17 protein-coding genes and 1 pseudogene are annotated in these 24,883 nt (G+C 72.6%); 8 read left to right on the plus strand and 10 right to left on the minus strand.

The window, feature by feature from the left end; genetic code table 11:
• Positions 1-31: 31 nt before the first annotated feature.
• Both HDA32_RS10380 and HDA32_RS10385 read left to right on the plus strand, forming a co-directional pair.
• A complete protein-coding gene (locus HDA32_RS10380) occupies positions 32-1,393 on the plus strand; it encodes an ABC transporter permease subunit (RefSeq protein ID WP_179642991.1) in 1,362 nt (453 codons plus the stop codon).
• Positions 1,390-2,322, plus strand: coding sequence for a carbohydrate ABC transporter permease (locus HDA32_RS10385; RefSeq protein WP_179642992.1), 933 nt, complete (start codon positions 1,390-1,392; stop codon positions 2,320-2,322). Before HDA32_RS10380 ends, HDA32_RS10385 begins: the two co-directional genes overlap by 4 nt.
• 252 nt (positions 2,323-2,574) lie before the next feature.
• Here HDA32_RS10385 and HDA32_RS10390 read toward each other — a convergent pair whose 3' ends face one another.
• Positions 2,575-3,807 carry an ABC transporter ATP-binding protein gene (locus HDA32_RS10390; protein ID WP_179642993.1) on the minus strand — a complete coding sequence of 411 codons (1,233 nt, stop codon included), beginning with the start codon at positions 3,805-3,807 and terminating at the stop codon, positions 2,575-2,577.
• Positions 3,808-4,702: 895 nt separating this feature from the next.
• Between HDA32_RS10390 and lnt the strand changes: the two genes are divergently transcribed.
• The 3 genes from lnt to HDA32_RS10405 all read left to right on the plus strand — a co-directional run bounded on the left by lnt (position 4,703) and on the right by HDA32_RS10405 (position 8,044).
• Positions 4,703-6,352, plus strand: coding sequence for an apolipoprotein N-acyltransferase (lnt, locus tag HDA32_RS10395; protein WP_179642994.1), 1,650 nt, complete (start codon positions 4,703-4,705; stop codon positions 6,350-6,352).
• Between the two features lie 300 nt (positions 6,353-6,652).
• Positions 6,653-7,165 carry an FxsA family protein gene (locus HDA32_RS10400; protein ID WP_179642995.1) on the plus strand — a complete coding sequence of 171 codons (513 nt, stop codon included), beginning with the start codon at positions 6,653-6,655 and terminating at the stop codon, positions 7,163-7,165.
• A gap of 108 nt (positions 7,166-7,273) precedes the next feature.
• Positions 7,274-8,044 carry an HAD-IIA family hydrolase gene (locus tag HDA32_RS10405; protein ID WP_179646603.1) on the plus strand — a complete coding sequence of 257 codons (771 nt, stop codon included), beginning with the start codon at positions 7,274-7,276 and terminating at the stop codon, positions 8,042-8,044.
• A gap of 114 nt (positions 8,045-8,158) precedes the next feature.
• Here the strand turns inward: HDA32_RS10405 and HDA32_RS10410 are convergent, their stop codons facing one another.
• Positions 8,159-8,533 carry an RNA polymerase-binding protein RbpA gene (locus HDA32_RS10410; protein WP_179642996.1) on the minus strand — a complete coding sequence of 125 codons (375 nt, stop codon included), beginning with the start codon at positions 8,531-8,533 and terminating at the stop codon, positions 8,159-8,161.
• Between the two features lie 374 nt (positions 8,534-8,907).
• The gene (locus HDA32_RS10415; protein WP_179642997.1) at positions 8,908-9,312 is read right to left on the minus strand and encodes a nitroreductase family deazaflavin-dependent oxidoreductase; all 405 of its coding nucleotides are present in this window, start codon (positions 9,310-9,312) and stop codon (positions 8,908-8,910) included.
• 150 nt (positions 9,313-9,462) lie between these two features.
• On the opposite strand from HDA32_RS10415, the gene HDA32_RS10420 reads away from it, so the two are divergent.
• Positions 9,463-11,313, plus strand: coding sequence for a bifunctional metallophosphatase/5'-nucleotidase (locus HDA32_RS10420; protein ID WP_179642998.1), 1,851 nt, complete (start codon positions 9,463-9,465; stop codon positions 11,311-11,313).
• 46 nt (positions 11,314-11,359) lie between these two features.
• On the opposite strand, the gene HDA32_RS10425 is transcribed toward HDA32_RS10420, so the two are convergent.
• From HDA32_RS10425 to HDA32_RS10440, 4 genes and pseudogenes are all read right to left on the minus strand, one after another.
• Complete coding sequence (locus tag HDA32_RS10425) at positions 11,360-12,037, minus strand: response regulator (RefSeq protein WP_179642999.1); 678 nt, start codon at positions 12,035-12,037, stop codon at positions 11,360-11,362.
• Positions 12,015-14,608: pseudogene (locus HDA32_RS10430) on the minus strand (DUF4118 domain-containing protein). Before HDA32_RS10430 ends, HDA32_RS10425 begins: the two are co-directional and overlap by 23 nt.
• Before the next feature lie 45 nt (positions 14,609-14,653).
• Positions 14,654-15,415: an FkbM family methyltransferase gene (locus HDA32_RS10435; protein WP_179643000.1), complete on the minus strand. Its 762-nt coding sequence runs from the start codon at positions 15,413-15,415 to the stop codon at positions 14,654-14,656.
• Positions 15,416-15,533: 118 nt separating this feature from the next.
• The gene (locus tag HDA32_RS10440; protein ID WP_312863125.1) at positions 15,534-16,571 is read right to left on the minus strand and encodes a LacI family DNA-binding transcriptional regulator; all 1,038 of its coding nucleotides are present in this window, start codon (positions 16,569-16,571) and stop codon (positions 15,534-15,536) included.
• Positions 16,572-16,981: 410 nt separating this feature from the next.
• On the opposite strand from HDA32_RS10440, the gene HDA32_RS10445 reads away from it, so the two are divergent.
• The gene (locus HDA32_RS10445; RefSeq protein ID WP_179643002.1) at positions 16,982-19,942 is read left to right on the plus strand and encodes a glycoside hydrolase family 3 protein; all 2,961 of its coding nucleotides are present in this window, start codon (positions 16,982-16,984) and stop codon (positions 19,940-19,942) included.
• Between the two features lie 95 nt (positions 19,943-20,037).
• On the opposite strand, the gene HDA32_RS10450 is transcribed toward HDA32_RS10445, so the two are convergent.
• Complete coding sequence (locus tag HDA32_RS10450; protein WP_179643003.1) at positions 20,038-21,219, minus strand: zinc-dependent alcohol dehydrogenase; 1,182 nt, start codon at positions 21,217-21,219, stop codon at positions 20,038-20,040.
• Between the two features lie 642 nt (positions 21,220-21,861).
• Between HDA32_RS10450 and HDA32_RS10455 the strand changes: the two genes are divergently transcribed.
• Positions 21,862-22,344 carry a C40 family peptidase gene (locus tag HDA32_RS10455; protein ID WP_218882398.1) on the plus strand — a complete coding sequence of 161 codons (483 nt, stop codon included), beginning with the start codon at positions 21,862-21,864 and terminating at the stop codon, positions 22,342-22,344.
• Positions 22,345-22,410: 66 nt separating this feature from the next.
• Here the strand turns inward: HDA32_RS10455 and HDA32_RS10460 are convergent, their stop codons facing one another.
• Both HDA32_RS10460 and HDA32_RS10465 read right to left on the minus strand, forming a co-directional pair.
• On the minus strand, positions 22,411-23,484 hold the full coding sequence (locus tag HDA32_RS10460; RefSeq protein WP_179643005.1) for a Gfo/Idh/MocA family protein: 1,074 nt from the start codon (positions 23,482-23,484) through the stop codon (positions 22,411-22,413).
• 122 nt (positions 23,485-23,606) lie between these two features.
• Complete coding sequence (locus HDA32_RS10465; protein WP_179643006.1) at positions 23,607-24,605, minus strand: LLM class flavin-dependent oxidoreductase; 999 nt, start codon at positions 24,603-24,605, stop codon at positions 23,607-23,609.
• Positions 24,606-24,883: the final 278 nt, after the last annotated feature.

Genomic DNA, 24,883 nt, shown 5'->3' on the forward strand with positions numbered 1-24,883 from the left:
CGGGGCCGACCGCGAAGGAGCGGGGGCCGCGATGCCGAAGACCGGGAGGCCGAGGGTCGTGACGCCGGTCGCGACCGCCGGTGCGGCCCCGCGGGCGTCGAGGTCGGGCCGGCTCGGCCCGCCCTCGTGGCTGGCGGCGGTGTTCCTGCTGCCCGCGCTGCTGTTCCTCGGCGCCTACATGGTCTATCCGATCCTGTTCTCGATCTACCGCAGCCTCTGGGACGCCACGGGTCTCGACTTCGTGGGCCTGGCCAACTACGCGGAGATGTTCACCGACCCCAGCACCTTCGTGGCGCTGCGCAACAACGTCGTCTGGGTGGTGGTCGCCCCGACCGCGGTCACCGTCGCCGGCCTGATCTTCGCGGTGCTCACCGAGCGGATCCGCTGGTCGACGGCTTTCAAGATCGTGGTGTTCATGCCGATGGCGATCTCCTTCCTCGCCTCCGGCGTCATCTTCCGGCTGGTCTACGAGCAGGATCCGGAGCGGGGCCTGGCCAACGCGGTCCTCACCACCGTGCGCGACACGGTCGCGCCCACCGCCTCCCACCCCGACGCCCGGCCGCGGCCGGAGGCGCCGCTGACCGAGGCCGAGGGCGGCGGCTACGAACTGGACCGGCCCGTCGCCGCCGGCGCCGACCCGGTCCTGCTGCCGCTGGTCGGCGTGCAGGCCGACTCGGTCGGCGACGCGGTGCCGGCCGCGGCGCCGCAGGCAACCGGCGACGGCGTCTCCGGCACCGTCTGGGTGGACTTCACCCGCGGCGGCGAGGGCACCCCCGGCACCATCGACCCCACCGAGGCGGGCCTGCCGGGCGTGCGGGTGCAGGCGGTGCGCGACGGCGAGGTGGCCGCGACGGCCACCACCGCCGACGACGGCACGTTCGCCCTCGAAGGGCTGGGGGAGGGCGAGTACACCGTCCGGCTGGCCGCGGACAACTTCACCGAGCCCTACAACGGCGTCAACTGGCTGGGCCCCACCCTCATCACCCCCGCCATCATCGGCGCCTACCTGTGGGTGTGGGCCGGGTTCGCGATGGTGCTGATCGCCGCGGGCCTGGCGGCGATCCCGCGCGAGGCGCTGGAGGCGGCACGGGTCGACGGCGCGACCGAGTGGCAGGTGTTCCGCAGGGTCACGGTGCCGCTGCTGTCGCCGGTGCTGCTGGTCGTCTTCGTCACGCTGATGATCTACGTGCTCAAGATCTTCGACCTCGTGTTCATCATCGCGCCCGGGTCGGTGCAGGCCGACGCCAACGTGCTCGCCCTGGAGATGTGGCGGGTGTCCTTCGGGGGCGGCAACGACCAGGGGTTGGGCAGCGCACTGGCGGTGTTCCTGCTGCTGCTCGTCGTCCCCGCGATGATCTTCCAGATCCGGCGGTTCCGGCAGGAGAACCAGTGACCACATCATCGGAGAAGGCGGCGCAGCGGCCGCGCGAGCACGGGAGCGACGCCGGCGCGGGCGAGGCCGAGGCGCCGCGCCGGTCGGTGGCGAGCCGGATCGTGAACCGGCTGGGATCGGGCGCGGTCCAGGTGGTGCTCGTCGTCATCGGCGTGTTCTGGCTGCTGCCGACGCTGGGGCTGTTCGTGGCCAGTCTGCGCAGCCCGCAGGACAACAGCGCCGGCGGGTGGTGGACGGTGTTCCTGGAGCCCTCCCAGTTGACCCTGGAGAACTACGCCGGCCTGCTGGCCAACGACACCTTCGTGGCCTCCTTCTGGAACACGATCGCGATCACGGTGCCCTCCACGGTCCTCATCGTGGTCATCGCCTCGCTGGCCGCCTACGCCTTCGCCTGGCTGGACTTCCCCGGCCGCGACTGGCTGTTCCTCGGCGTGGTCGGCCTGCTGGTGGTCCCGCTGCAGGTGGCGCTCATCCCGATCGCCCGGCTCTACGGCTCGGTGGGCGTCTTCGGCTCGATCCCCGGCGTGGTGCTGTTCCACGTCGGCTTCGGCCTGCCGTTCGCGATCTTCCTGCTGCGCAACTTCTTCGCGGGCATCCCCCGCGACCTGCTGGAGGCCGCGCGCATGGACGGCGGCAAGGAGTTCACCATCTTCCGCAGGGTCATCCTGCCGCTGGGCGGCCCGGCCATCGCCTCGCTGACCATCTTCCAGTTCCTGTGGGTCTGGAACGACCTGCTGGTGGCGCTGGTGTTCGCCGACACCTCGGCCCAGCCCATGACCAAGGCGCTGCAGTCGGAGATGCGCCAGTTCGGCGCCAACATCGACGTGCTCGCCTCCGGGGCGTTCCTGTCGCTGGTCGTCCCGCTGGTGGTGTTCTTCGCCTTCCAGCGCTACTTCGTCCAGGGCGTCATGGCCGGCGCGGTGAAGTGACGGCGGACGCGGCGGCGATATTCACGGGAGCGGTTCCCAGAGGAGGCTGCCGGGAGAGTGCGGCCCTGTCGGTCTGTCCGATGCTGTCGCGTCGATGCTGTGAGGGCCGCGCCTCCCGGCCGAAGCGGTGGCAGGGGCTGATGGGAGACCCGAGCGCCTGCTTCGGTAGCGAGGCGCGGCCCACGATGCCGGAAAAGGTGCGGCCCCGCTTGCGGGGCCGCACTCTCGCCACAACCTCAGCGGCGGTCCCGCCTAGACGGCGGCCGCGGCCCCGACGTTGGCCGGGTGGCCGATGGCCAGGCCGGTCACCTTGTCGAAGTAGTGCAGCTGGCGGGTGTCGATGGCCAGCGTGATGGGCTGGCCGGGGCGCACGCCGCTGCGCGGGTTGACGCGGGCGGTGAAGAAGGACTTGTCGCCCGCGAGCGGCAGCGCCGCGTCCTCGTCCTCGCCGTCGGCGGCGTCGGCGGCCAGCGCGGCGGCGTCCTCGTGCTCCAGCGGCGGGGCGTCGACGGTGAAGATGACGTTGATCTCGGTACCGAGCTCCTCGGTGATCTGGGCGACGACCTCCATCGTGCCGCCGCCGTGCACGGCCAGGTCGGCGTCGTCGAAGTCGGAGGGCCGGATGCCCAGCACGATCTCGCGGCCGAGGTAGTCGCGCAGGCCCTGGCGGGCCTGGAGGTCCTCGGACGTCACCGGCAGGCTGTGGTCGGCGAACTTCAGGACGGCGCCGTCGCCGTCCTGCTCAAGCTGCGCGGACACGAAGTTCATGGCGGGGGAGCCGATGAACCCGGCGACGAACAGGTTGACCGGCTGGTCGAACAGGTTCTTCGGGGTGTCGACCTGCTGCAGCCTGCCGTCGCGCAGCACCGCGACCCGGTCGCCCAGGGTCATCGCCTCGGTCTGGTCGTGGGTGACGTAGACGGTGGTGACGCCCAGGCGCTCGTGCAACTGGTTCAGCGAGGCGCGCATCTGCACCCGCAGCTTGGCGTCGAGGTTGGACAGCGGCTCGTCCATCAGGAACGCCTGCGGCTCGCGGACGATGGCGCGGCCCATCGCCACGCGCTGGCGCTGACCGCCCGACAGCGCGGCCGGCTTGCGCTTGAGGTAGGGCTCCAGGCCGAGCATCGCGGCGGCCTCCTTCACCCGGCGCTCGATCTCGGTCTTGGAGGTCTTGCGCAGCTTCAGGCCGAAGGCGAGGTTCTGCTCGACGGTCATGTGCGGGTAGAGCGCGTAGTTCTGGAAGACCATCGCGATGTCGCGGTTCTTGGGGGGCAGGTCGTTGACGACCTTGTCGCCGATGGCGAGCGTTCCGTCGGTGATCTCCTCCAGGCCGGCGATCATCCGCAGCGCGGTGGACTTGCCGCAGCCCGACGGACCGACGAGCACCATGAACTCGCCGTCTTCGATCTCCAGGTTCAGGTTGTCAACGGCCTTGACGCCGCCCGAATACACCTTGTCGACACTGTCGAGGACGATCTTGGCCATGGATGAACAGCTCCCGTCTGGCGTGCAGCCGATGCCCGGCCGTCGGCGCCCGAGGAGGGGCGCTCCGCTCGGTCGGCATCGGGCGGGCCCGATTCCGGTCCGGCCGGGGGCCGAACGTTGTTTTCGATTGATGATCGGTTCGTATCGAATCGATGCTCATATCGAACACCATTCCCGACCGTTTTGTCGATAGTGCGCGGCCAAACAGGTCAATGGTGTCCACATCGTGAGACAGGTGAGAGTCTGCGCGGCTATACGGGGGAGCGCTGATCGTGTTGCTGATCGGTCGATCCGAGAACGATCGAGAGGAATCGCCGCAGATGTCGGCCGCTCCGGCCGCGGGTCCGAGGGGGCCCGGGCGAGGACCGGCGAGGACTGGCGCGGTCATCCCGGGTGCGTTAGCCTGGCGGTCGGTCGCCCGGGCAAGGCCCGGCCGCACTCGCCGCACCGGAGCTTCTCACAGGGATGCCGACACGAGGTGGCGATCGAAGCGGTCCAACACGAGTCTGGGTAGGCTACTGACCAGTCCAGCACTGGACGGACCGGTCGAGCGGTCCGGTTCTTGCCTCGCTGGACGCCGTGCCACGCACCAGGTGCGGCGCAAGGCGTGTGGAAGAACCGGTTTTCGCGACCGGGCGGGGGGTTGGACCCGGAAAAGGCCCGAACATCCAGTAGACAACGGTCTCCGCGCTCGCCGCCTACGAGACGGATCCGGTCCGAAGGGTGCTCGGGCCTTTTTCCGTGTCCCCCCATACCGCCGCCGCGCCGCGCGGGCGTCGGCGGTCCCGCCCCCGGCGCAGCCCGGCGCCCCCGTCCGACCCGGCCCATTAGGCTGCAAGGCGTCGACGTCATTGCCGGGACTGTTCGGGATTGTCAGGTGGAGGGCGAGCCAGGCGTGGTAGCTGAGGGCACCCAGCCCGTGGAGGAGCGGTCCTCCGGGAGCGGGAGCGATGCCGGTACCGGAGGAGTCCCCGCGCGGCGCGGGCGCCTCGGCCTCCTCCTGCGGGCACTGGCCGCGCTCGCCTCCGGCCTGGCCCAGCTCGCCGCGCTGCCGCCCTACGGCCTGTGGGTCCTGGCCCCGCTGAGCGCGGCGCTGCTCCTGTGGGCCGTGCACGGGGTGCGGGCGCGCCGAGCCGCGTGGCTGGGCCTGCTCGCGGGCGCGGCCCTCATGGTGCCGCTGATCAAGTGGCAGGAGGTCTTCGGCGCCGACGTCTGGCTCGTCATCGCGGCGGCCGAGACGGTCTACTTCGTCCCCATGGCCATGGGGATCGCCCTGGTGTCCCGGCTGCCCGGCTGGGTGGTGTGGACCAGCGCCCTGTGGGTCGCCCAGGAGTTCGTGCGCGCCCGCTTCCCGCTGGGCGGCTTCCCGTGGGGCAAGCTGGCCTTCAGCCAGCCCGACACCGTCTTCACCGGCTACGCCGCGCTGGGCTCCTCGGCACTGGTCACCTTCACCGTCGCGCTGACCGGAGCGCTGCTGGTCGCCGCGGTGCGGGCGGTCGCGCGCGCCCGCCGCGGCGGCGACCCGGCCGGCGGGGTCCGGTCGCTGGCCAATCACCTCGTCGTGATCCTGGCCGTCGCGGTCGCCGGGGCCTTCGCCCCGGCCATCGGCGCGCCGGAGCGCGACCACACCGCCACGGTCGCGCTCGTGCAGGGCAACGTGCCCGGCGTGGGGGAGATGAACATCCTCGGCGAGCGCATGCAGGTGCTGACCAACCACGTCGAGGGCGTGCACGAACTCGCCGAGCGGGTCCGCGCGGGCGAGGTGGACCAGCCTGATCTGGTGGTCCTGCCGGAGAACGCCAGCGACATCGACACCTACGCCGACCCCGCCGCCGCCGAACTCATCCAGCAAGCCGCCGAGGACGTCGGCGCGCCCCTGCTGTTCGGCATCACCAGATACAGCGAGGACGGCACTCAGCGCTGGATCCGCAGCGTCGTGTGGGACCCCGAGGACGGGCCCGGGGAGTACTACACCAAGCGCTACCTGGTGCCCTTCGGCGAGTATGTGCCGTTCCGGGACTTCTTCGCCTCGATCGTGTCCCGGCTGGAGCAGGTCGGCAGCGACGCCGTGCCCGGGACCGAACCGGGGGCGCTGCGCATGGGCGACACCACCGTCGCCACCGCCATCTGCTTCGACGTCGCCTTCGACCGGCCGGTGCGCGAGTCGGTGGCCGCGGGCGGACAGATCATCGCGGTCCCCACCAACAACGCCAACTACAACTTCACCGGCCAGTCCGACCAGCAGTTGGCCATCACCCAACTGCGCGCCGTCGAGCACGGCCGGCCCGCGGTGGTCGCCTCCACCAGCGGCGTCAGCGCGGTCGTGGCCACCGACGGCACCGTGACCTACCGCTCCCCGGAGGCCGAGCCGGCCGTCCACGTCGCCCAGGTGCCGGCGATGGCGGGCCTGACCCCGGCCACCAGGCTGGGCGTGTTCCCCGAGGCGGTCCTGACGCTGCTCGGAGTCGGCGCCGTCGCCGCGGCGGTCGCGCTGGAGCGCCGCTCGCGCCGACCGGGGCCCCGCCTCTGGGCCAAGGGATCTTGAACCCCGACCACAGGAGGGATTCGCGGTGACTGGGCGATCCTCTCGTGTGGCCGCAAGGCCCATTGCAGGGATCGCCCCGGCGCCGCGTCGCCCACGCCGCCACCTTGAGTGCCAGACCGAAACCACGGTGTCGGTGTGCGCTCAAGGCATCGGGTCTGCTCCGCGTGCGGGTGGGCGGTTTCCGTCCACGGGCCTTCGTCCACGCGAGAGAACCGCCCACCCGCACGCGACTTGGGGCGGGAACGAAATCGGGCGGTGGGTCGTTACCGGAAGGGACGTCGAGATTATTGGATGGTGGCCATGCCGCTGCTTATCGGAATCGCACTGATGGCGCTGCCGTTCCTGGAGATCTGGGCGATGATCCTGGTCGGTCAGCAGATCGGGGCGGCCTGGACCATCGCGGCCCTGTTCGCGCTCAGCGTGGCCGGGATGCTGGTGATCAGGCGCGCCGGGACCCGGGCCTTCCGCGACGTCGACGCGGCGATGCGCACCGGGACCCCGCCGCGCACCGGCGGCCTCGACATGCTGATGCTGTTCGTCGGCGGCGTCCTGCTGGTCGTCCCCGGCTTCATCACCGCCGTGCTCGGGCTCGCGCTGTCGCTGCCCTTCACCCGCCCCGCGCTGCGCTGGGCGTTCACCGGCTGGGCCCGGCGCAGGATGGAGCGGATGAACGCCACCGTCGACGGCGACGCCCGCAACGGCCCCCTCGGCGCGCACCTGGGCGCCCGCCGGCCGGACGCCGCCGCCCGCCCGCCGGGCAGCGGCAAGGTCGTCCAGGGCCACGTGGTCACCGAGGACGAGCACCGCGACTGACGCGCCGGACCGCCGCCACGCGAGCACCGGACGCCTTCCACCTCCCCCGGTACCGCCCGGGATGGAACAATCGGGGGTGTGATGAGTGAAACCGGTTGGAACTACCTGATGGACATGGACGGCGTGCTCGTGCGCGAGGAGCAGCTCGTCCCCGGGGCCGATGCCTTCATCGGCGAACTGCGCGACAGGGGCACCCCCTTCATGGTGCTGACCAACAACTCCATCTACACGCCGCGCGACCTGCGGGCCAGGCTGCTGCGCACCGGCCTGGACGTCCCCGAGGGGTCGATCTGGACCTCGGCGCTGGCCACCGCCCAGTTCCTGGACCAGCAGCGGCCCGGCGGCTCGGCCTACGTGGTGGGGGAGTCCGGGCTGACCACGGCGCTGCACAGCGTCGGCTACGTGCTGACCGACCGCGACCCCGACTACGTCGTGCTGGGCGAGACCCGCACCTACAGCTTCGAGGCGATCACCCGCGCGATCCGGCTGGTCGAGAGCGGCGCGCGGTTCATCGCCACCAACCCCGACGAGAAGGGGCCCAGCCGCGAGGGCCCGCTGCCGGCCACCGGGGCCGTCGCCGCGCTGATCGAGAAGGCCACCGGGCGCGCCCCCTACTACGTCGGCAAGCCCAACCCGCTGATGATGCGCTCGGCCCTGCGCGCGATCAAGGCGCACTCGGAGAACACCCTGATGATCGGGGACCGGATGGACACCGACGTGCGTTCGGGCCTGGAGGCCGGGCTGCAGACCATCCTGGTGCTCAGCGGCATCTCCGGCGCCGAGACCGCCGAGCTCTTCCCCTACCGGCCCACCACGGTCCGCGGATCGGTCGCCGACCTGATCGGCCGCACCGAGAACCCCTTCGACCCGCAGGACTGACCGGCCCGCGAGGCCGGCGCCCCGGGGAGGGGCCCCGCCACCGCGCGCACGAAGGGCCGGCGGCGACCGATGTACGGTCGCCGCCGGCCCTTCACTTTTCCCGCCCCGGGCGCCCTAGCGCTGCCGGGCCAGGCTGTGCAGGTGCTCCTGCTCCTCCTTGCGGCGCGCGCGCAGCAGCGCCAGGCGCTCGGCCAGGACCTCTTCGAGGTCCTCCATGCTGCGGCGCTCCAGCAGCATGTCCCAGTGCGTGCGCGTGGGCTTGGTCTTCTTCTGCTGCGGCTGCTCGCCGTCGACCATCAGCGCGTTGTCGCCGCAGAAGCGGCACTCCCAGCTCGACGGGATCTCGGCCTCGGTCGCGAAGGTGACGGAGAAGCGATGACCCCGGGGGCAGTCGTAGGTAACCTCTTGGCGCGGTGCCAGGTCGGTGTTGCGGTCGTTCTCGTAGCTGGTCGCCCCGAGTCGTGTCCCGCGAAGTGCTCGCTCGGCCATCGTCTGTCTGCCTCCAGGCGCTCTTGCGGTCTCGTGGGTGTAACACGTCGATCCGTGTCAAGATTCCCCGGACGCCATCGATCCAACCGTGCGACAATACGCGGCCGCCCGCGGCGCGGGCCCGGTCAAGGGCCGTTCGACTCCGAATCCCGGTGCGCGGGGCCCGATTCGGACGGAGATGGTGCACCGCAGGTCATGATGGTGTTGACGGAGTTTTTGCGGTGCCTTTGTGGTCATCGCCGCAATCACCGGAACCGGTTTCTCCGGGTTTTTCGATCATCGCGCGAATACCGCCGATTCGGCCCGCGCCGTCCCCGTCGTCCCCTCCGGCGGTGCGGGGCCGCGCGACCCCGCACCGCACGGTCGGGCCCGGATCAGTCCCGCCGCTCCAGGATGACGACGGGGATCGGCCGGTCGGTCTTGGTCTGGTACTCGTCGTAGTCCGGCCAGACCTCGGCCATCCGCGGCCACAGCCGCGCCTTCTCCTCCTCGGTGGCGGTCCTGGCGCGCGCGGGGAAGCGGTCGTCCTTCACCTGCACGGTGACCTCGGGGTCGGTCGACAGGTTGTGGTACCAGGCCGGGTGGCCGGGCTGACCGCCGGCCGAGGCGACGATGACGTGGTCGGCGCCGTCGCGGCGGTAGATCAGCGGCGTGGTCCGCTCCCGGCCCGAGCGGCGGCCGGTGGTGGTGAGCAGCAGCGTGGACACGCCCTGCCAGTCGTGTCCGACCTCGCCGCCGGTCTCCCGGTACTTGCGCACGTGTTCGTCTCCGAAAAGCACGGTTCTCCCTGGTTCGATCCGTCGGTCGGTTTCCTGCGCCCGCACCGGCCCTTCGGCCGGGGCTGGCCCTTCGCACAACCGGATCTGGCGCCGATCGCTTCCCGGGTGCGACACTCATGGGCGTCATGCTCTCCCGGACAGGAGCCGCGCATGTTGAGATCCCCCACGTCCCTGTGCCGCGCCGCGGGCGCACTCGTCCTGGCCCCGCTACTGGTGGCGGGGTTCGCCGCACCGGTCGCCGCCGATCCGGCGCCCCGGTCCGGCCGGGACGGCAGGGCCGCCTTCACCCTCACCCTCCTGCACAACAACGACGGCGAGTCCCAACTGCTCGGGGCGCCCGCCGACCCCGACTACGGCGGCGCCGCGCGCTTCGCGGCCCTGGTGCGCGGGCTGCGGACCAGTGAACTGCGGCCCTCGTCGGCCGAGGAGGACGAGTCGCGGCGCCGCGGCGTGCTCACCCTGTCCTCCGGCGACAACTACCTGGCCGGGCCGCAGTTCGCCGCGAGCCTGGACAAGGGCGTCCCGTTCTACGACTCCCTCGCCGCCGGCCGGATCGGCTATGACGCGATCGCCATCGGCAACCACGAGTTCGACTTCGGCCCCGACGTGCTGGCCGACTACATCTCGGGCGTGCCGGGCGAGCCCCCGTTCCTGTCGGCCAACCTGGACGTCTCCCCGGAACCGGCGCTGGCCGGGCTGGCCGAACAGGGCCGGATCGCCGCGAGCACCGTGGTGCGCGAGCGCGGCGAGCGCATCGGCGTCGTCGGCGCCACCACACCGGCGCTGGCCGCCGTATCCAGCCCGCGGGGCGTGCGGGTCGACCCCGACGTGCGGGCCGCCGTGCAGCAGGAGGTGGACGCGCTCACCGCCGACGGCGTCGACAAGATCGTGCTCGTCTCGCATCTGCAGAGCATCCTGGAGGACCGCGCGCTGATCGGGGAGCTGCGCGACGTCGACGTCGCGATCGCGGGCGGCGGCGACGAGCTGCTGGCGGGCGAGGACGACCCGCTGGTGCCCGGTGACACGGTCACCGTCGACCCCGAGACCGGGGAGCCGCTGCGCTACCCGCTGCACGTGCCCGACTCCGAGGGCGTCGACGTCCCCGTGGCGACGACGGCCGGCGACTACAAGTACGTGGGGCGGCTCGTGGTCAGCTTCGACGCCCGCGGCGGCGTGACGTCGGTGGCCGAGCGCTCGGGCCCGGTTCGCGTCTCCGGGGTCGGCGACGACGCGGTGCGGCCCGACGAGGTGGTCCGGCGTACGGTGACCGAACCGGTCCGGGATCACGTCGCCGACCTGGAGGCCAACGTCTCGGCCGTCAGCGAGGTCGCCCTGGAGGGGCGGCGCGACCCCGGCGTGCGCACCGCCGAGACCAACCTCGGCAACCTGGTCGCCGACGCGCTGCTGGACGCCGGGCGGGACCGGGCGCAGGAGTACGGCGTCGCGCCGCCGCAGATCGCGCTGCAGAACAGCGGCGGCATCCGCAACAACTCGCTGATCCCGCCCGGCGACGTCACCGAGTACGACACCTACGCGATCGCGCCGTTCGCCAACTTCGTCGCGGTCGTGCCCGATGTACCGCGCGCCCAGGTCAAGGAGCTGCTGGAGAACGCGGTCTCCTCGGCGCCCGCGGCCGACGGCAGGTTCGCCCAGGTGGCGGGCGTCAGCTTCGAGTACGACGCCTCGGCGACCGCGCAGCAGGTCGACAACGACGGCACCGTCCTGCGGCCGGGGGAGCGGGTGCGCGAGGCGGTCCTGGACGACGGCACCGTGATCGTCTCCGGCGGCGAGGTCGTCGAGGGGGCCGGGATCTCCGTGGCCACCAACGACTTCTCCGCGCGCGGCGGCGACCAGTACCCGTTCCGCGGGCTGCCGTTCACCTCGGTCGGGGTGACCTACCAGCAGGCCCTGGTCGGCTACCTCACCGACGACCTCGGCGGCACGGTGCGCGCCGCCGACTACCCCGAGGGCGGGCAGGGCCGCATCACGCGGACCGGCTGAGCCCGCGCCGCCCCCGGGGGCGCGGCCCCGCGCCCCCGGGGGGGGCTCACTCGCCGGGCTCGAACCGGTAGCCCATGCCGGGCTCGGTGATGAGCCGGCGCGGGCGGGCGGGGTCGGGTTCGAGCTTGCGGCGCAGTTGGGCCAGGTAGACCCGCAGGTAGTTGGTCTCCTTGGCGTAGGCGGGCCCCCAGACGTCGTGCAGCAGCCTGCGCTGGCTGATCAGGTGGCCGGGGTTGCGGGCCAGGATCTCCAGGATGTGCCACTCGGTGGGGGTGAGCCGCACCTCCGCGCCGTCCCGGATGACGCGCTTGGCGCCGAGGTCCACCGTGAAGTCGGGGGTGCGCACGACCGGGGCCTCCTCGACGTGCACGGAGCGGCGGGCGGCCGCGCGCATGCGGGCGAGGAGCTCGTCCATCCCGAAGGGCTTGGTGACGTAGTCGTCGGCCCCGGCGTCCAGGCTGCGCACCTTCTCGGTCTCGGAGTGCCGGGCCGACAGCACGATGACGGGGGCCGAGGTCCGGTTCCGCAGCCCCTCCAGGACCTCGACGCCCTCCATGTCGGGCAGGCCGAGGTCCAGCAGCACCAGGTCGGGCGGGCGCTCGCCCGCGACGGCCAGCGCGGTGCCGCCGTCGGGCGCGGTGTCGACGCCGTAGCCGCGCGCCCGCAGGTCGATGCGCATGGCCCGGACGAGTTGCGCGTCGTCATCGACGACCAGGACCCGCATCCGATGCTCCGTTCCGGGGTGGGTGTTGGCTCCGCTGCCGCGCGCGGCCGGCCGTCCGCGCGCCGGTGAGGCCGAAGACCATGGTCAGGCCGCCGCCCGGGGTGTCCTCGGCGGTGAGCGTTCCGCCCATGGCCTCGGTGAAGCCCCGGGCCACGGCCAGGCCCAGCCCGAGTCCGCTGCCCCTGGGCGCGTCGCCCAGCCGCTGGAAGGACTCGAAGATCCGCTCCTTGGACTCGTCGGGGACGCCGGGGCCGTGGTCGACGACGCGCAGTTCGACGGTGCCGCCCAGCGCGCTGCCCGCGACCCGCACCGGGCGGGGCCCGCGGTTGTGGCGCAGGGCGTTCTCGACGACGTTGGCGACGGCCCGCTCCAGCAGTCCCGGATCGCAGCGCACCCGGGGCAGGTCGTCGGGGACGTCGATGTCGACGCCGTCGGCCGCGCCGCCCAGCAGGGCGGCCGGCACGGCCTCCTCCAGTCCCACGGTGCGGTGGACGGGGGTCACCGCACCGGTCTGCAGCCGGCTCATGTCGAGCAGGTTGGCCACGAGGGCGTCGAGCCGGTCGGCGGAGTCCTCGACCGTGGCCAGCAGCTCCGAGCGGTCGTCCTCGTCGAGGTCGATGTCGGTGGCGCGCAGGCTGCCCACGGCGGCCTTGATGGAGGCCAGAGGGGTGCGCAGGTCGTGGGAGACCGCGGCGAGCAGCGCGGTGCGGATCTTGTTGCCCGCGGCCTGGCGGCGCGCCTCGGCCGCGTCGCGCTCCAGCCGCCGGCGCTCCAGCGCGATGCCGACGTGCGTGGCGAACGCCCCGAGCACGCGCCGGTCGGCGGCGGCCAGGACGTGGCCGCGCAGGGCCAGCACGAGGGAGTCGCCGACGGTGACCAGCGCGTCGGCCTGGTCGGGGTCGCCGCACGGGCCGGGGCCGACGCTCTCGACGGTGCTCCAGGTCCCGCCGTCGCCGCACCGCAGCAGCGCGGCGGAGCGCTGGCCGAAGGTCTCGCGGACCTGCCGCAGCAGCGAGGTGGTCGGCCGGGGGTCGCCCAGCAGGCTGGTGGCGAGCAGGCTGAGGGTGGTGGCCTCGGCGCGGGCGTGCGCGGCCTGGTCGGCGCGGCGCCGGGCCAGGTCGACGACGAGCGCGACCGCTATGCCGACCAGTAGGAAGACGGCGAGTGCGATGACGTTGTCGAGGCCGGCGACGGTGAGCCCGTAGAGCGGATGGGTGAAGAAGAAGTTGAGCAGCGCGGTGGCCCACAGGGCGGCGAACACGGCGGCCCGCAGCCCTCCTGCCAGCGCCACGGCGACGGTGGCCGGCAGGAACAGCAGCACCGCTGTGGTCATCCCCAACAGGTCGGGACCTGGCAGGTGCAGCAGCACGGTGACCAGGGGCGGGCCGAGGACGGCCATGGCCCAGACCCGCGCCGTCCGCCGTCGGCCGTGCCGGTGGGACCGGGGCGGCAGCAGCCCGCGACCGCGGCCGATGTGCTCGTGGGTGACGATGTGGACGTCGATGTCGCCGGACTCGCGCGTCACCGTCATGCCCACGCCGGGCCCGAAGACGTGCTGCCAGCTGCGGCGGCGCGAGGAGCCGAGGACGATCTGGGTGGCGTTGACCCCGCGGGCGAAGTCCAGCAGCGCCGCCGCGACGTCGTCACCGATGACCTGGTGGTAGGTGCCGCCGAGGCTTTCGGTGAGTCGCCGCTGGCGCGCGAGCGCGTCGGGCGTGGCGGAGGTGAGTCCGTCGTCCTTGACCACGTGCACCGCCATGAGCTGGCTGGGCTGCGGCCGCCCGGCCCTGGACCGGGCGGCGATGCGCGCGGCGCGGCGGATGAGGGTCTCCCCCTCGGGTCCGCCGGTGAGCGCCACGATGACCCGCTCACGCGCCTCCCAGGTCGCGCGGATCCCGTGCGCACCCCGGTAGCGGGCCAGCCCTTCGTCCACGCGGTCGGCCACCCACAGCAGGGCGAGCTCCCGCAGCGCGGTGAGGTTGCCCTCCCTGAAGTAGTTGGACAGCGCGGCGTCGATCCGCTCCGCGGGGTAGACGTTGCCATGCGCTGGCGCAGCGCGTGCGGCGACATGTCGCACAGCTCGATCTGGTCGGCCTGGCGCACCGTCTCGTCAGGGATCGTCTCCCGCTGGCGCGTTCCGGTGATCTGCTCGATGACGCCGTTGAGCGACTCCAGGTGCTGGATGTTGAGGGTGGAGATGACGTCGATACCGGCGTCGAGGATCTCCTCGACGTCCTGGTGGCGCTTTGCGTTGCGCGATCCGGGCACGTTGGTGTGCGCGAGTTCGTCGATCACCGCCACCGCGGGCCGACGCCGCAGCACGGCGTCGACGTCGAGCTCCTCGAAGGTGGCCCCGCGACATGCCAGGACCCGCCGGGGCAGCACCTCCAGCCCGTCCAGCAGCTCGGCGGTCCTGGCGCGGCCGTGCGCCTCGACGTATCCCACGGCGATGTCGGCGCCGCGCCCCCTGCGGCGCCGCGCCTCGTCCAACGCGGCGTAGGTCTTGCCCACCCCGGGCGCCGCCCCCAGGTAGACGCGCAGTCGTCCCCGTGCCCGTGTCACACCCTTCATTGTGGCTCCGCGGCTCCTCTCTCCGCGCGGTGCCCACGGTCCGGGTCAGTCGCCCGAGTGCCGGAACAGGTAGTTGCGGATTCCGGGGACGACGCGGGTGACGGGGTGCCAGCCGGTGCCCCGCAGCGCGTACATGCGGTAGCCGCGCGCGCTCAGCCACGCGGTGACGTCCTCGGGCTCGTGGCCGTAGCGCCGGGTGTGCCGCGCCTCGATCTCCAGCAGCAGGGCCGGGCGGTGCGACTCGATCGTCTGCTCGGCTCCGTGCAGCAGCGCCAGCTCCGCGCCCTCGACGTCGCCCTTGATGAAGTCGACCCGTTCGATGCCGGCGCTCGCGCACAGGCCGTCCAGGGACTCCACCCGGACCCTGACGTCGATGTGGGCCTCGAACTCGTCGTTGGGCCCGACGCCGAGGGCGTCGCGCTCGATGAAGGAGCGCCCGGTCACGAGCCCGCCGTTGCGCACCGGAACCCGGATCACGGTCTCGTCCGAGGCCGCTCCCAGGGCGAGGGCGTGCCGACGGACGTTGGCGCCGCTGCGCGGCCGCAGCAGGGCGCTCATCGCCGGGTGCGCGAACAGCAGCGGCTCCACGCTGTGCACCGTGCCGCGCGGCCCGGCGAGGTCGGACAGCACCGCGGTGTAGAGCCCCAGCGCCGCACCGGCGTCGACGCACACCATCCCCGGGCGCACGACCCTGCGCAGCCCGAGCACCTCCGACTCCACCCACGGCGTCGTGCGGGCCAGCAGGCGCAACATCGCGGACAGGGCCTTGGTCCGCGCGCCGCGGACCGGGGAGGGGGAGTCGCTCATGCCGAAAAGGCTATCCCCGCCCGGGCGGGCGCACCCCGGCAGCGCGCCGGGGTGCGGCTCCTCCCGCCGGAGGCGGGGCCGCGGGCGGTCGGGGGAGGGGAGCGCGGGGATGCGGGGGTCAGGACGTCGGCGCGCCCCGCGCTGGGGGCGGGGCCGCGGGGAGCGCGGAGCTGGCCCGCACCCGCAGCCGGGGCCGCAGCAGGTGCACGCCCGGCCGCGGTTCACCGCCGAGGCCGCGCATCACCGCCCGCACCGCCGAGCTGGCGATCTCCTCGGCCGGGATGGCCACGGCGGTGATCGGGACGGGCAGGCTCTCGGCCTGCTGGTCGGAGCAGATCGCCACCACGGACAGGTCGTCGGGGATCCGCACGCCGTCGGAGCCCAGGATGTCCAGCAGCGCGGGCAGCGCGTCCTCGTTGTGCACGACCAGGCCGCTGGGCTCCGGCCCGGCCGCCCGCAGCTCCGCCAGCGCCCTGCGGACACCGGTGTGGTCGGGCGTGCACGCGACGCTGGCCGCGGCGGCCCCGTGCCGCTCGGCCGCCCCGCGGAACCCCGCGAGGGTGTGCCACGCGAAGCTGGTGCCGCGCTCGTAGACCTGAGCGGGGGCGCCGATGAAGCCGATCCTGCGGTGGCCGAGACCGGCCAGGTGGTCGACGCACACGGCGCCGGCGGTCTCGAAGTCGAGGTCGACGCAGGCCAGGCCGGACGGGTCGGCCGGCACGCCGATGAGGGCGCTGGGCTGAGGGAGTCGGCGCAGGACCTCCAGCCGGGGATCGTCCTCCTCGATGTCCATCACGATGAGGGCGTCGGTCATGGCGGTGCCGGCCACCCGCCGCAGGCCCTCGACGCCCTCGTCCTGGGTGAGCAGCAGGACGTCGTGCTCGTGCGCCCGGGCCGCGGTGACCACGCCGGTCACGAACTGCATGAGGACGGGCACGTGCATGTCGGAGCGCAGCGGCATCACCAGGGCCAGGACGTTGGTCCGGCTGCTGGCCAGCGCACGGGCCCCGGCGTTGGGGCGGTAGCCCAGCTCGCGGATCGACGCCCGCACCCGCTGCTCGGTCTCGGCGGAGATGGAGCGCTTGCCCGAGAGCACGTAGGAGACCGTGCTGATCGAGACGTGGGCGTGGCGGGCGACGTCGGCGATCGTCACCACGGGGCCTCCCGGGGGTGCGGCGGGGTCGAAGCGCTTCGAAAGTGGTCCGCACCATAGTCCAGAGCGGAGTGTGCCGCAATGGGCCCGCGGCGGCCCTCGTCGGAGGGCTGCGCACGCACCGGCCGCGGCGCACGTGACCCATTGCGCACACATTGTGAGCGACGTAACATCCAACCCGAATCGAAGCGCTTCGAGACCTGGAGCCCCCGACCCCACCGCGCGCGCACCGAGAGCCCCCGGCCGCCGCCCGAGCGGCCGCGCCGGTGCTGTCGAAGCGCTTCGACGGTGCAACGGCGCACCCGGCCCGGCGGCCCCGACCGGACCTCTGCCCCGCAATCCGGTCCGCGACCCCGACACGGGCCCACCCGACGCCCCGGTTCGATGCCCCCGATCGAAGGAGCACGTTGGCCGTGAAACCGAGATCCCCCCACCCGACCGGCGCGCGGCGGTTCCTGCGTCGGCTCACCGCACTCGCCCTCGCGGCCTGCCTGCTGGCCGCGCCGGCGAACCCGGCGGCGGCCCAGGAGACCCTGCCGTTCCGCGATCCCGGCCTGCCGCTGGAGGAGCGGGTGGCCGACCTCCTCGGCCGCCTCACCCTCGACGAGAAGGTCTCGCTGCTCCACCAGTACCAGCCCGCCGTCCCGCGCCTGGGGATCGAGCCGTTCCGCACCGGCTCCGAGGCCCTGCACGGGGTGTCCTGGCTCGGGCCGGCGACGGTGTTCCCGCAGTCCGTCGGCCTGGGCAGCACATGGGACCCGGAGCTGGTGGAACGGGTCGGCGACGCCGTCGGCACCGAGATGCGCGGCTACCACGCCCAGGACCCCGCGGCCAACGGCCTCAACGTCTGGGCCCCGGTCGTCGACCCGCTGCGCGACCCGCGCTGGGGCCGCAACGAGGAGGGCTACTCCGAGGACCCGGCCCTCATCGGGGCGATGTCCACGGCCTACGCCGGCGGCCTGCGCGGCGACGACCCGTTCTACCTGAAGACCGCTCCGACGCTGAAGCACTTCATGGGCTACAACGTCGAGGCCGACCGCGACCGGCTCTCGATCAGCGTGCCGCCGCGGGTCATGCACGAGTACGTCCACCGGGCGTTCCGTCCCGCCATCGCCGCGGGCAACGCCACCGGGGTGATGGCCTCCTACAACCTGGTCAACGGCCGCCCGGCGCACCTGGCGCCCGAGATCAACGACGCGGTGCGCACCTGGACCGACGAGGAGCTCATGGTCGTCAGCGACGCCTTCGGGCCCTCCAACGTCGTCAACACCCAGGAGTACTACCAGAGCCACCCCGAATCCCACGCCGCGATGCTGCGGGCCGGGATCGACAGCTTCACCGACCAGGGCACCGAGTCGGAGTTCACCATCGAGCAGATCGAGGCCGCCCTGGACCAGGGGCTGGTCTCCGAGGCCGACGTCGACACCGCGGTCGGCCGCATCCTGTCCGTGCGGTTCCGGCTCGGCGAGTTCGACCCGCCGGAGCTCAACCCCTACGCCGACATCACCGCCGATGCCATCGACTCCCCCGAGCACCGCGAACTCGCGCGCGAGGCGGCGCGCGAGCAGATGGTGCTGCTGAAGAACGCCGACGGCGCCCTGCCGCTCGACCCGGGGAAGGACCGGGAGGTCGCGGTGGTCGGGCCGCTGGCCGACACCCTGTACGAGGACTGGTACAGCGGGACGATGCCCTACGAGGTCACCCCGGCCGACGGCATCGCGCGGCGGCTCGGCGAGCAGGGGAGCGTCGTCTCCAGTGAGGGCGCCGACCGGATCGCGCTGAAGACCGCCGACGGCCGCTACGTCACCGCGGCCTCCGACGCCGACGGCGGCCCGCTCCGGGCCGACGGCGACGGCGCCGAGGACGCCCGCGCCATCAGCGTGTTCGACTGGGGCGAGGGCGTGGTGACCCTGCGCACCGAGGCCAACGGCAAGGTCGTCGGCCTGGGCGAGGGCAACCTGCTGTACAACGACCAGGAGCAGCCCAACGGCTGGTCCGTCCAGCAGCTCTTCCGGTTCGAGGAGCGCTCCGAGGGCCGCTACGTCATCAAGTACGCCGGCTACGACACCTGGAACCGGAAGTACGTGGTCGTCGGCGACGACGGGACCCTGTCGGTGAGCGCGGAGACGGCCGAGGAGGCCACGGAGTTCACCCGCGAGACGCTGGCCGACGGCACCGAGGAGGCGGTCGAGGCCGCGGCCGCGGCCGACACCGCGGTGGTCGTCGTCGGCAACATGCCCTTCATCAACGGGCGCGAGACCGACGACCGCGAGGACATCGCGCTGCCGTCGGCCCAGCAGGAGCTGGTCAAGGCGGTCACCGAGGCCAACCCCGACACCGTCCTGGTGGTCGAGAGCAGCTATCCCCAGGCGATCACCTGGGCCCAGGACCACGTCCCGGCCGTCCTGTGGACCTCCCACGCCGGGCAGGAGACCGGCAACGCCCTGGCCGACGTGCTGTTCGGCGACCACAACCCCGGCGGGCGGCTCCCGCAGACCTGGTACCGGTCGGTCGAGGGCCTGCCGGACATGCTGAACTACGACATCATCGACTCCGGCCACACCTACCAGTACTTCACCGGCGACCCGCTCTACGCCTTCGGGCACGGACTCTCCTACACCGGGTTCGAGTACGGCAGGCCCGAGCTCGACGACCGCCGCATCGACGCCGACGGCGAGGTGACGGTGCGCGTGCCGGTCACCAACACCGGCGACCGGGCCGGCGACGAGGTGGTCCAGCTCTACACCCGGCAGAAGAGGTCACGGGTCGAGCAGCCGCTGAAGACGCTGCGCGACTTCGAGCGGATCCACCTCGACGCCGGGGAGACGGCCACCGTGGAGCTGCGGGTGCGAGCGGCCGACCTCGCCTTCTGGGACGTGACCCGCGGCCGCTCCGTTGTCGAGGACGCGGCCCACGAGGTGCTGATCGGCTCCTCCTCCGACGACATCCGGCGCAAGGCCGGGATCAGGGTGCACGGGGAGGACATCCCGGCCAGGGACCTGTCGAAGGAGACCCGCGCCGTCGACTTCGACGACTACTCGGGCGTGCGGATCGTCGACGAGACCAAGGTGAGCGGCGACGCCGTCGGCACGGGCGAGGAGGGCGGCTGGATCTCCTTCGCGGAATCGGACCTGCGCTCGCGTCCGGACACCCTCACCGCGCGGGTGGCGCGCGCCTCCGGGGGCGAGGCGGCGATCGAGGTCCGGCTCGGCTCGCCGACCGGCCGGCGGATCGGACGCGTCGAGGTCCCCGACACCGGCGGCGCCTACGCCTGGGAGACGGTGTCGGTGGAGCTGGACGGCGCGGCCGGCATCCGCGACGTCCACCTCGTCCTCACCGGGGAGCTGCGCGTGAGCTCCTTCTCCCTGACCTGACCGGAGTCCTCTTCCCCCGCCGATCTTGACCTTGTGGGGCCCGAATCCGCTGATTCGTGCCCCACAAGGTCAAGATCGGCGGAAAACCCGCGTGGTCAGGGGTGGAACAGGACCTTCACCGCCCCGTCCTGCTTCTTCTGGAAGGTGTCGTAGGCCGCGGGCCCCTCCTGCAGGGGGACCCGGTGGGTGGCGAAGTCGTCGACGCCCAGCGGGTCGTCGTCGGTGAGCAGCGGCAGGATGTCGTCGATCCAGGGTTTGACGTTGGCCTGGCCCATGCGCAACTGGATCTGCTTGTCGAACAGCGTGAGCATGGGCAGCGGGTCGGTCATCCCGCCGTAGACGCCGATGACGGAGATGGTCCCTCCGCGCCGCACAAGGTCGATGGCGGTGTGGAGGGCCGTGAGGCGGTCGACGCCGGCCTTGCTCATGAGCTTGGCCGCCACGTCGCCGGGAAGGAGCTTGACCATCTGCTGGGCGAGTTTGCCCGCGGCGGTGCCGTGGGCCTCCATCCCCACGGCGTCGATGACCGCGTCGGGGCCGCGGCCCTCGGTCCGTTCGCGGATGGCCTCGACGACGTCGTCGCTCCCGGTGACGTCGAAGGTCTCGGCGCCGTACCTGCGGGCGCGTTCGAGCCGCTCCGGCACCAGGTCGACGCCGAAGACCCGCTCGGCGCCATGGTGCCGGGCGATGCGGCAGCACATGTCGCCGATGGGGCCCAGACCGAGCACGGCGACGCTGCCGCCCTGCGGGACCCCGGCGTACTCGACCGCCTGCCACGCGGTCGGCAGCACGTCGGAGAGGTAGACGAAACGGTCGTCGGCCGGCCCTTCGGGCACCTTGATCGGCCCGAACTGGGCCTGGGGCACCCTCAGGTACTCGGCCTGGCCGCCCGGCACCGCGCCGTAGAGGCTGGTGTAGCCGAACAGCCTGGCCCCCATGCCCTGCTCGCGGACCTGGGTGGTCTCGCACTGGGTCGTCAGCCCCTGGACGCACATGAAGCAGCGCCCGCACGCGATCTGGAACGGGACGACCACCCTGTCGCCGGGGGCGAGCCCGGTGACCTCGCCGCCGACCTCCTCGACCACGCCCATGGGCTCGTGGCCCAGGATGTCCCCTGGACTCAGGAACGGTCCCAGCACGTCGTAGAGGTGCAGGTCCGAACCGCACAGCCCTGATGTGGTGATGCGCACAACGGCGTCGGTGGGCTCCTGGATCGTGGGATCGGGCACCTCGTCGACGCGCACGTCGCGTGCTCCGTGCCATACCAGCGCCTTCATCGGTCTTGACCTCCGCTTCCCGGGGACGTGTGCGCGGGCGGTCGACCCGACAGCCCGTGTATCGCCGCCGCTGCCCAGCGAGCCGCCGTTTAACCCACGGGCACGGGAAACCGGCCCGCGGCGCCACACAGGTCACACGGGGTGATCAATGCACCATTTCGCCCATGTTTGACATAAGACGCGGCATAGGTAGTGTGCGTATCGGCCAGTTGCCAGAGCGCGCCGACAGAAAGGTGCACGACCACTTTCCACAGCGCGAAGACCACCGCGTTCCCGCGGTGCCCCCAGGACAACGGCGCGATGTGGCGTCCGTACCTGACCCTTCCTGGGACATTCCGGCGGAGCCTCCCGAACTCCCGATCATGATGCACGGGACCTCCGTCGCCAACGGCTCTGCCCCGCAGAGCTCCGTGGCCCGGTCCGCCCCTGACCTGCGGACCCTGTGGCCCTGATCACGGAGCGGGCGAAAAAGAACCACCCTCGCCGACGGCTTCGGTAAAGCCGGGGGGCTTTGCGCGCCGTCGTCGCCCGCTCATTCCTTTTCCGCATTCGCGCCCGCGCCGCGCGCCTTTTTCCGTGCGCGGCACGGGCCATCGACCGGTGCCCATCGGGCCCGGCCGCGTTCCACCCATGGGGGAGAAAATGAATCTGCGTTCCCGCGATGAGAACGGTCACCTCCGGCGCCGCCTGCCGGCCGCCGCACTGTGCGTCCTGGCGACGTCGGGCACGCTGGGGCTGCTCTCGGCCACGCCGGCCCACGCGGCCACCGACGTCACCGAGGAGGCCGTGGACAACGCCGAGAGCAAGATCGGCACGCCCTACTCCTACGGGGCCGAAGGGCCCGACGCCTTCGACTGCTCCGGGCTGGTCCAGTGGGCCTACGGCGAGGCCGGGGTGGAGCTGCCGCGCACCACCTACGACCAGGTCGACGCGGGCGAGAAGGTCTCCACCTCCGACCTCGAGGTCGGCGACCTGCTCTTCTTCTACAACGGGCCCAGCCACGTCGGCATCTACGTCGGCGACGACCAGATGGTGCACGCGCCCAACTCCGACAGCTCGGTCGAGACGGTCGACCTGTCCGGCTACTATGAGGACAACATGACCTCGGCCGTCCGGGTCGCCTGACCGACGCCCCCGTCCGATCCGGTCGCCGGTCGGCGGGCGCTCCGTGCGCCCGCCGACCGGCGCGGGTCAGCTCTCCTGCGCGCCGGCCTCGGCCACGCGCAGGAGGCGCACGCCGTCGGCGAACGTCGGGACGTCGGGGTCGGCCGCGCCCGTGCGCAGGTCCCGGGCGACCGCGGTGAGCAGCCCGGCCAGGGCGTGGTTGGGGGAGCCGTCGGTGATACCGCCGACGCCGACGCCGTCGTCGGGGTCCGGGGCGAGCCGGGCCTCGGCCGGATCGTCGTGCCGGGCGCCGGTCACCGTCACGGGGAAGTGCCCGGTGTGGCCGGTCGCGCTCGCGCGCAGCACGCCCTCGTCCCCGTAGGCCTCCAGCGTCCACCCGCCGCCGTGCCGGGCCACCCACGAGGTGTGCAGGGAGAACACGGCGCCGTCGGCGAGCCGGCCGATCATGGCGGAGGAGTCGGCGCTGCTCGCCGGCACCGGGCCGTCCTCGCCCGGCCAGGCGGGGCGCAGCGTCGCGGTCCGCACGGCGGTGTCGGCGACCTCGCCGAACATCCAGCGGATGAGGTCGAGGGTGTGCAGCCCGTGCACGCGCAGCGAATCGGCGCCGTTGGCGGCATCGGCGCACCACAGCGACGAGCGCACGGCCTCGGGCCGGGTGAAGGTCGGATAGAAGGCGCTCGCGCGCACGTTCTCCACCCGGCCGATCCAGCCCTCGCGCACCCGTCGGCGCAGCTCCCGCAGCCCGGTGGAGAAGCGCGACTGCATGTCCACGAACCCGCGCACCCCGGCCCGCCGGGTGGCCGAGAGCATCCGCTCGGCCTCGGCGGCGGTACCGGCCAGCGGGGCTTCGCACAGCACGTGCCGGCCGGCCTCGACGGCGGCCAGCACCATGGGCTCGTGCAGGCGGGGCCGGGTGACGACGTCGACCAGGTCGACGTCGTCGTCGCGGCACAGGTCGCGGTAGTCGCCGTAGGCGCGTTCGACGCCGAACCGGTCGGCCGCGGCCCTGGCGCCCTCGATGTGGCCGGTGGCCACCGCGACGACCTCGAACTCCGACAGTGCGGCGTAAGCGGGCAGGTGGGTGGCCGCGCCGTAGTTGGCGCCGATGACCCCCACGCGCACCGGCCGCTGCTCGACCATGACACCCCTTCCTCCGAAAGCCTCGTCGCCCTCGACCCTAGTGACGCCTGGACCGCGGGCTCAGGGGTTCGCCCCGCTTCGCGGGGGACCCGGGCCGCGATCGGCGCAGAAGCGGCGGAGCGCTACCGGAACCTGCCCGCGACGTCGGAGGCGAACAGTTCCATGGCGTTCAGGACCTTCGACTGCTCCGGGCCGGTGGGGTGGCGGAAGATCAGCATGAAGTCGTCCACGCCGGCCTTGGCGCGGAACCGCTCGACGGTCTCGGCGCACTCGTCCGGGGTGCCGAAGACGATGCGGTCGCGCACCGCGTCGGCCAGCGTGATGTCGGCGGCCGAGGACACCTCGGGCATGTCTCCGATCGCCCCGTACTCCCACAGCGTCCGGATCATCGCCAGCGCCGTGGCGCCGAAGTCGCGCTCGCCCTCCTCGCGGCTGAGGGCCGGCCAGCAGAACCGCACCGCGGTGACGCGCCCGGGCCTGCCGTGCCGCCGGGCCTCCTCGCGGTAGGCCGAGGCCATCTGCGCCATCGTGTCGACCGACATCAGCGCGTTGCTGATCCACCCGTCTCCCAGCCGCGCCGCGCGCCGCAGTCCGCCGGGCGTCCAGGCGCCCAGGTGGATCGGGGTGCCGGGCCCCTGGCGGGGCTTGGGGATCACCGAGACCTCGTCGAAGGCGTAGTGCCGGCCGGCGAAGGAGAAGCGCTCCTTGGTCCAGGCCTCGCGGATGACGCGCACCCCCTCGTCCAGGCGCTGGGCGCGCTCGCCGAAGGGGATGCCGACGGTGCTGAAGTCCTCCTCCAGATAGCCCGCTCCCAGCCCGAGGAAGAGCCGGCCCCCGGAGAGCTGGTCGAGCATCGCGGCGTCCTGGGCCAGCTCCACGGGGTTGTACAGCGGGCCGATCGCGATGCTCGTGCCCACCCGGACCCGTTCGGTGCGCGCGGCGATGGCGTAGGCCAGGTGCAGGGGCGAGCCGAAGTACTCCTCGGAGTACTTGTGCTCGGTGGTCAGCGCGGCGTCGAACCCCAGCCGGTCGGCCGCCGATGCCTGCTCCAGGATTTCCCGGCTCACCTGGTGCGGGTCACCCGAGACGACTCCCTGCGTGAAAAGGACACCGAACCCCATCAGCACTTCCTCACGACCGTGAAACGGCACATCTTGAGATGAATCAGCGGAAGAAACGCTATACCCGGTCACGGGTGCGTCGGCAACAGTCGGATCCACGGTTCCGGTCCCAAACCGGGGAAACGGCCGATATCATGTGTCCGTATCGCGTCGGCGCATTGCCGGACGCACGCTGAAGAACGGTTGAAGACGTACGTCGCGGCGGTGGTGAACGCCCCGGCCGGGGGTGCACCCGCGCGGGGCCGCCCGCCGCCGCCACGGGCATCTCGGAGGACGTG

Source organism: Spinactinospora alkalitolerans (assembly GCF_013408795.1).
Taxonomy (GTDB): domain Bacteria; phylum Actinomycetota; class Actinomycetes; order Streptosporangiales; family Streptosporangiaceae; genus Spinactinospora; species Spinactinospora alkalitolerans.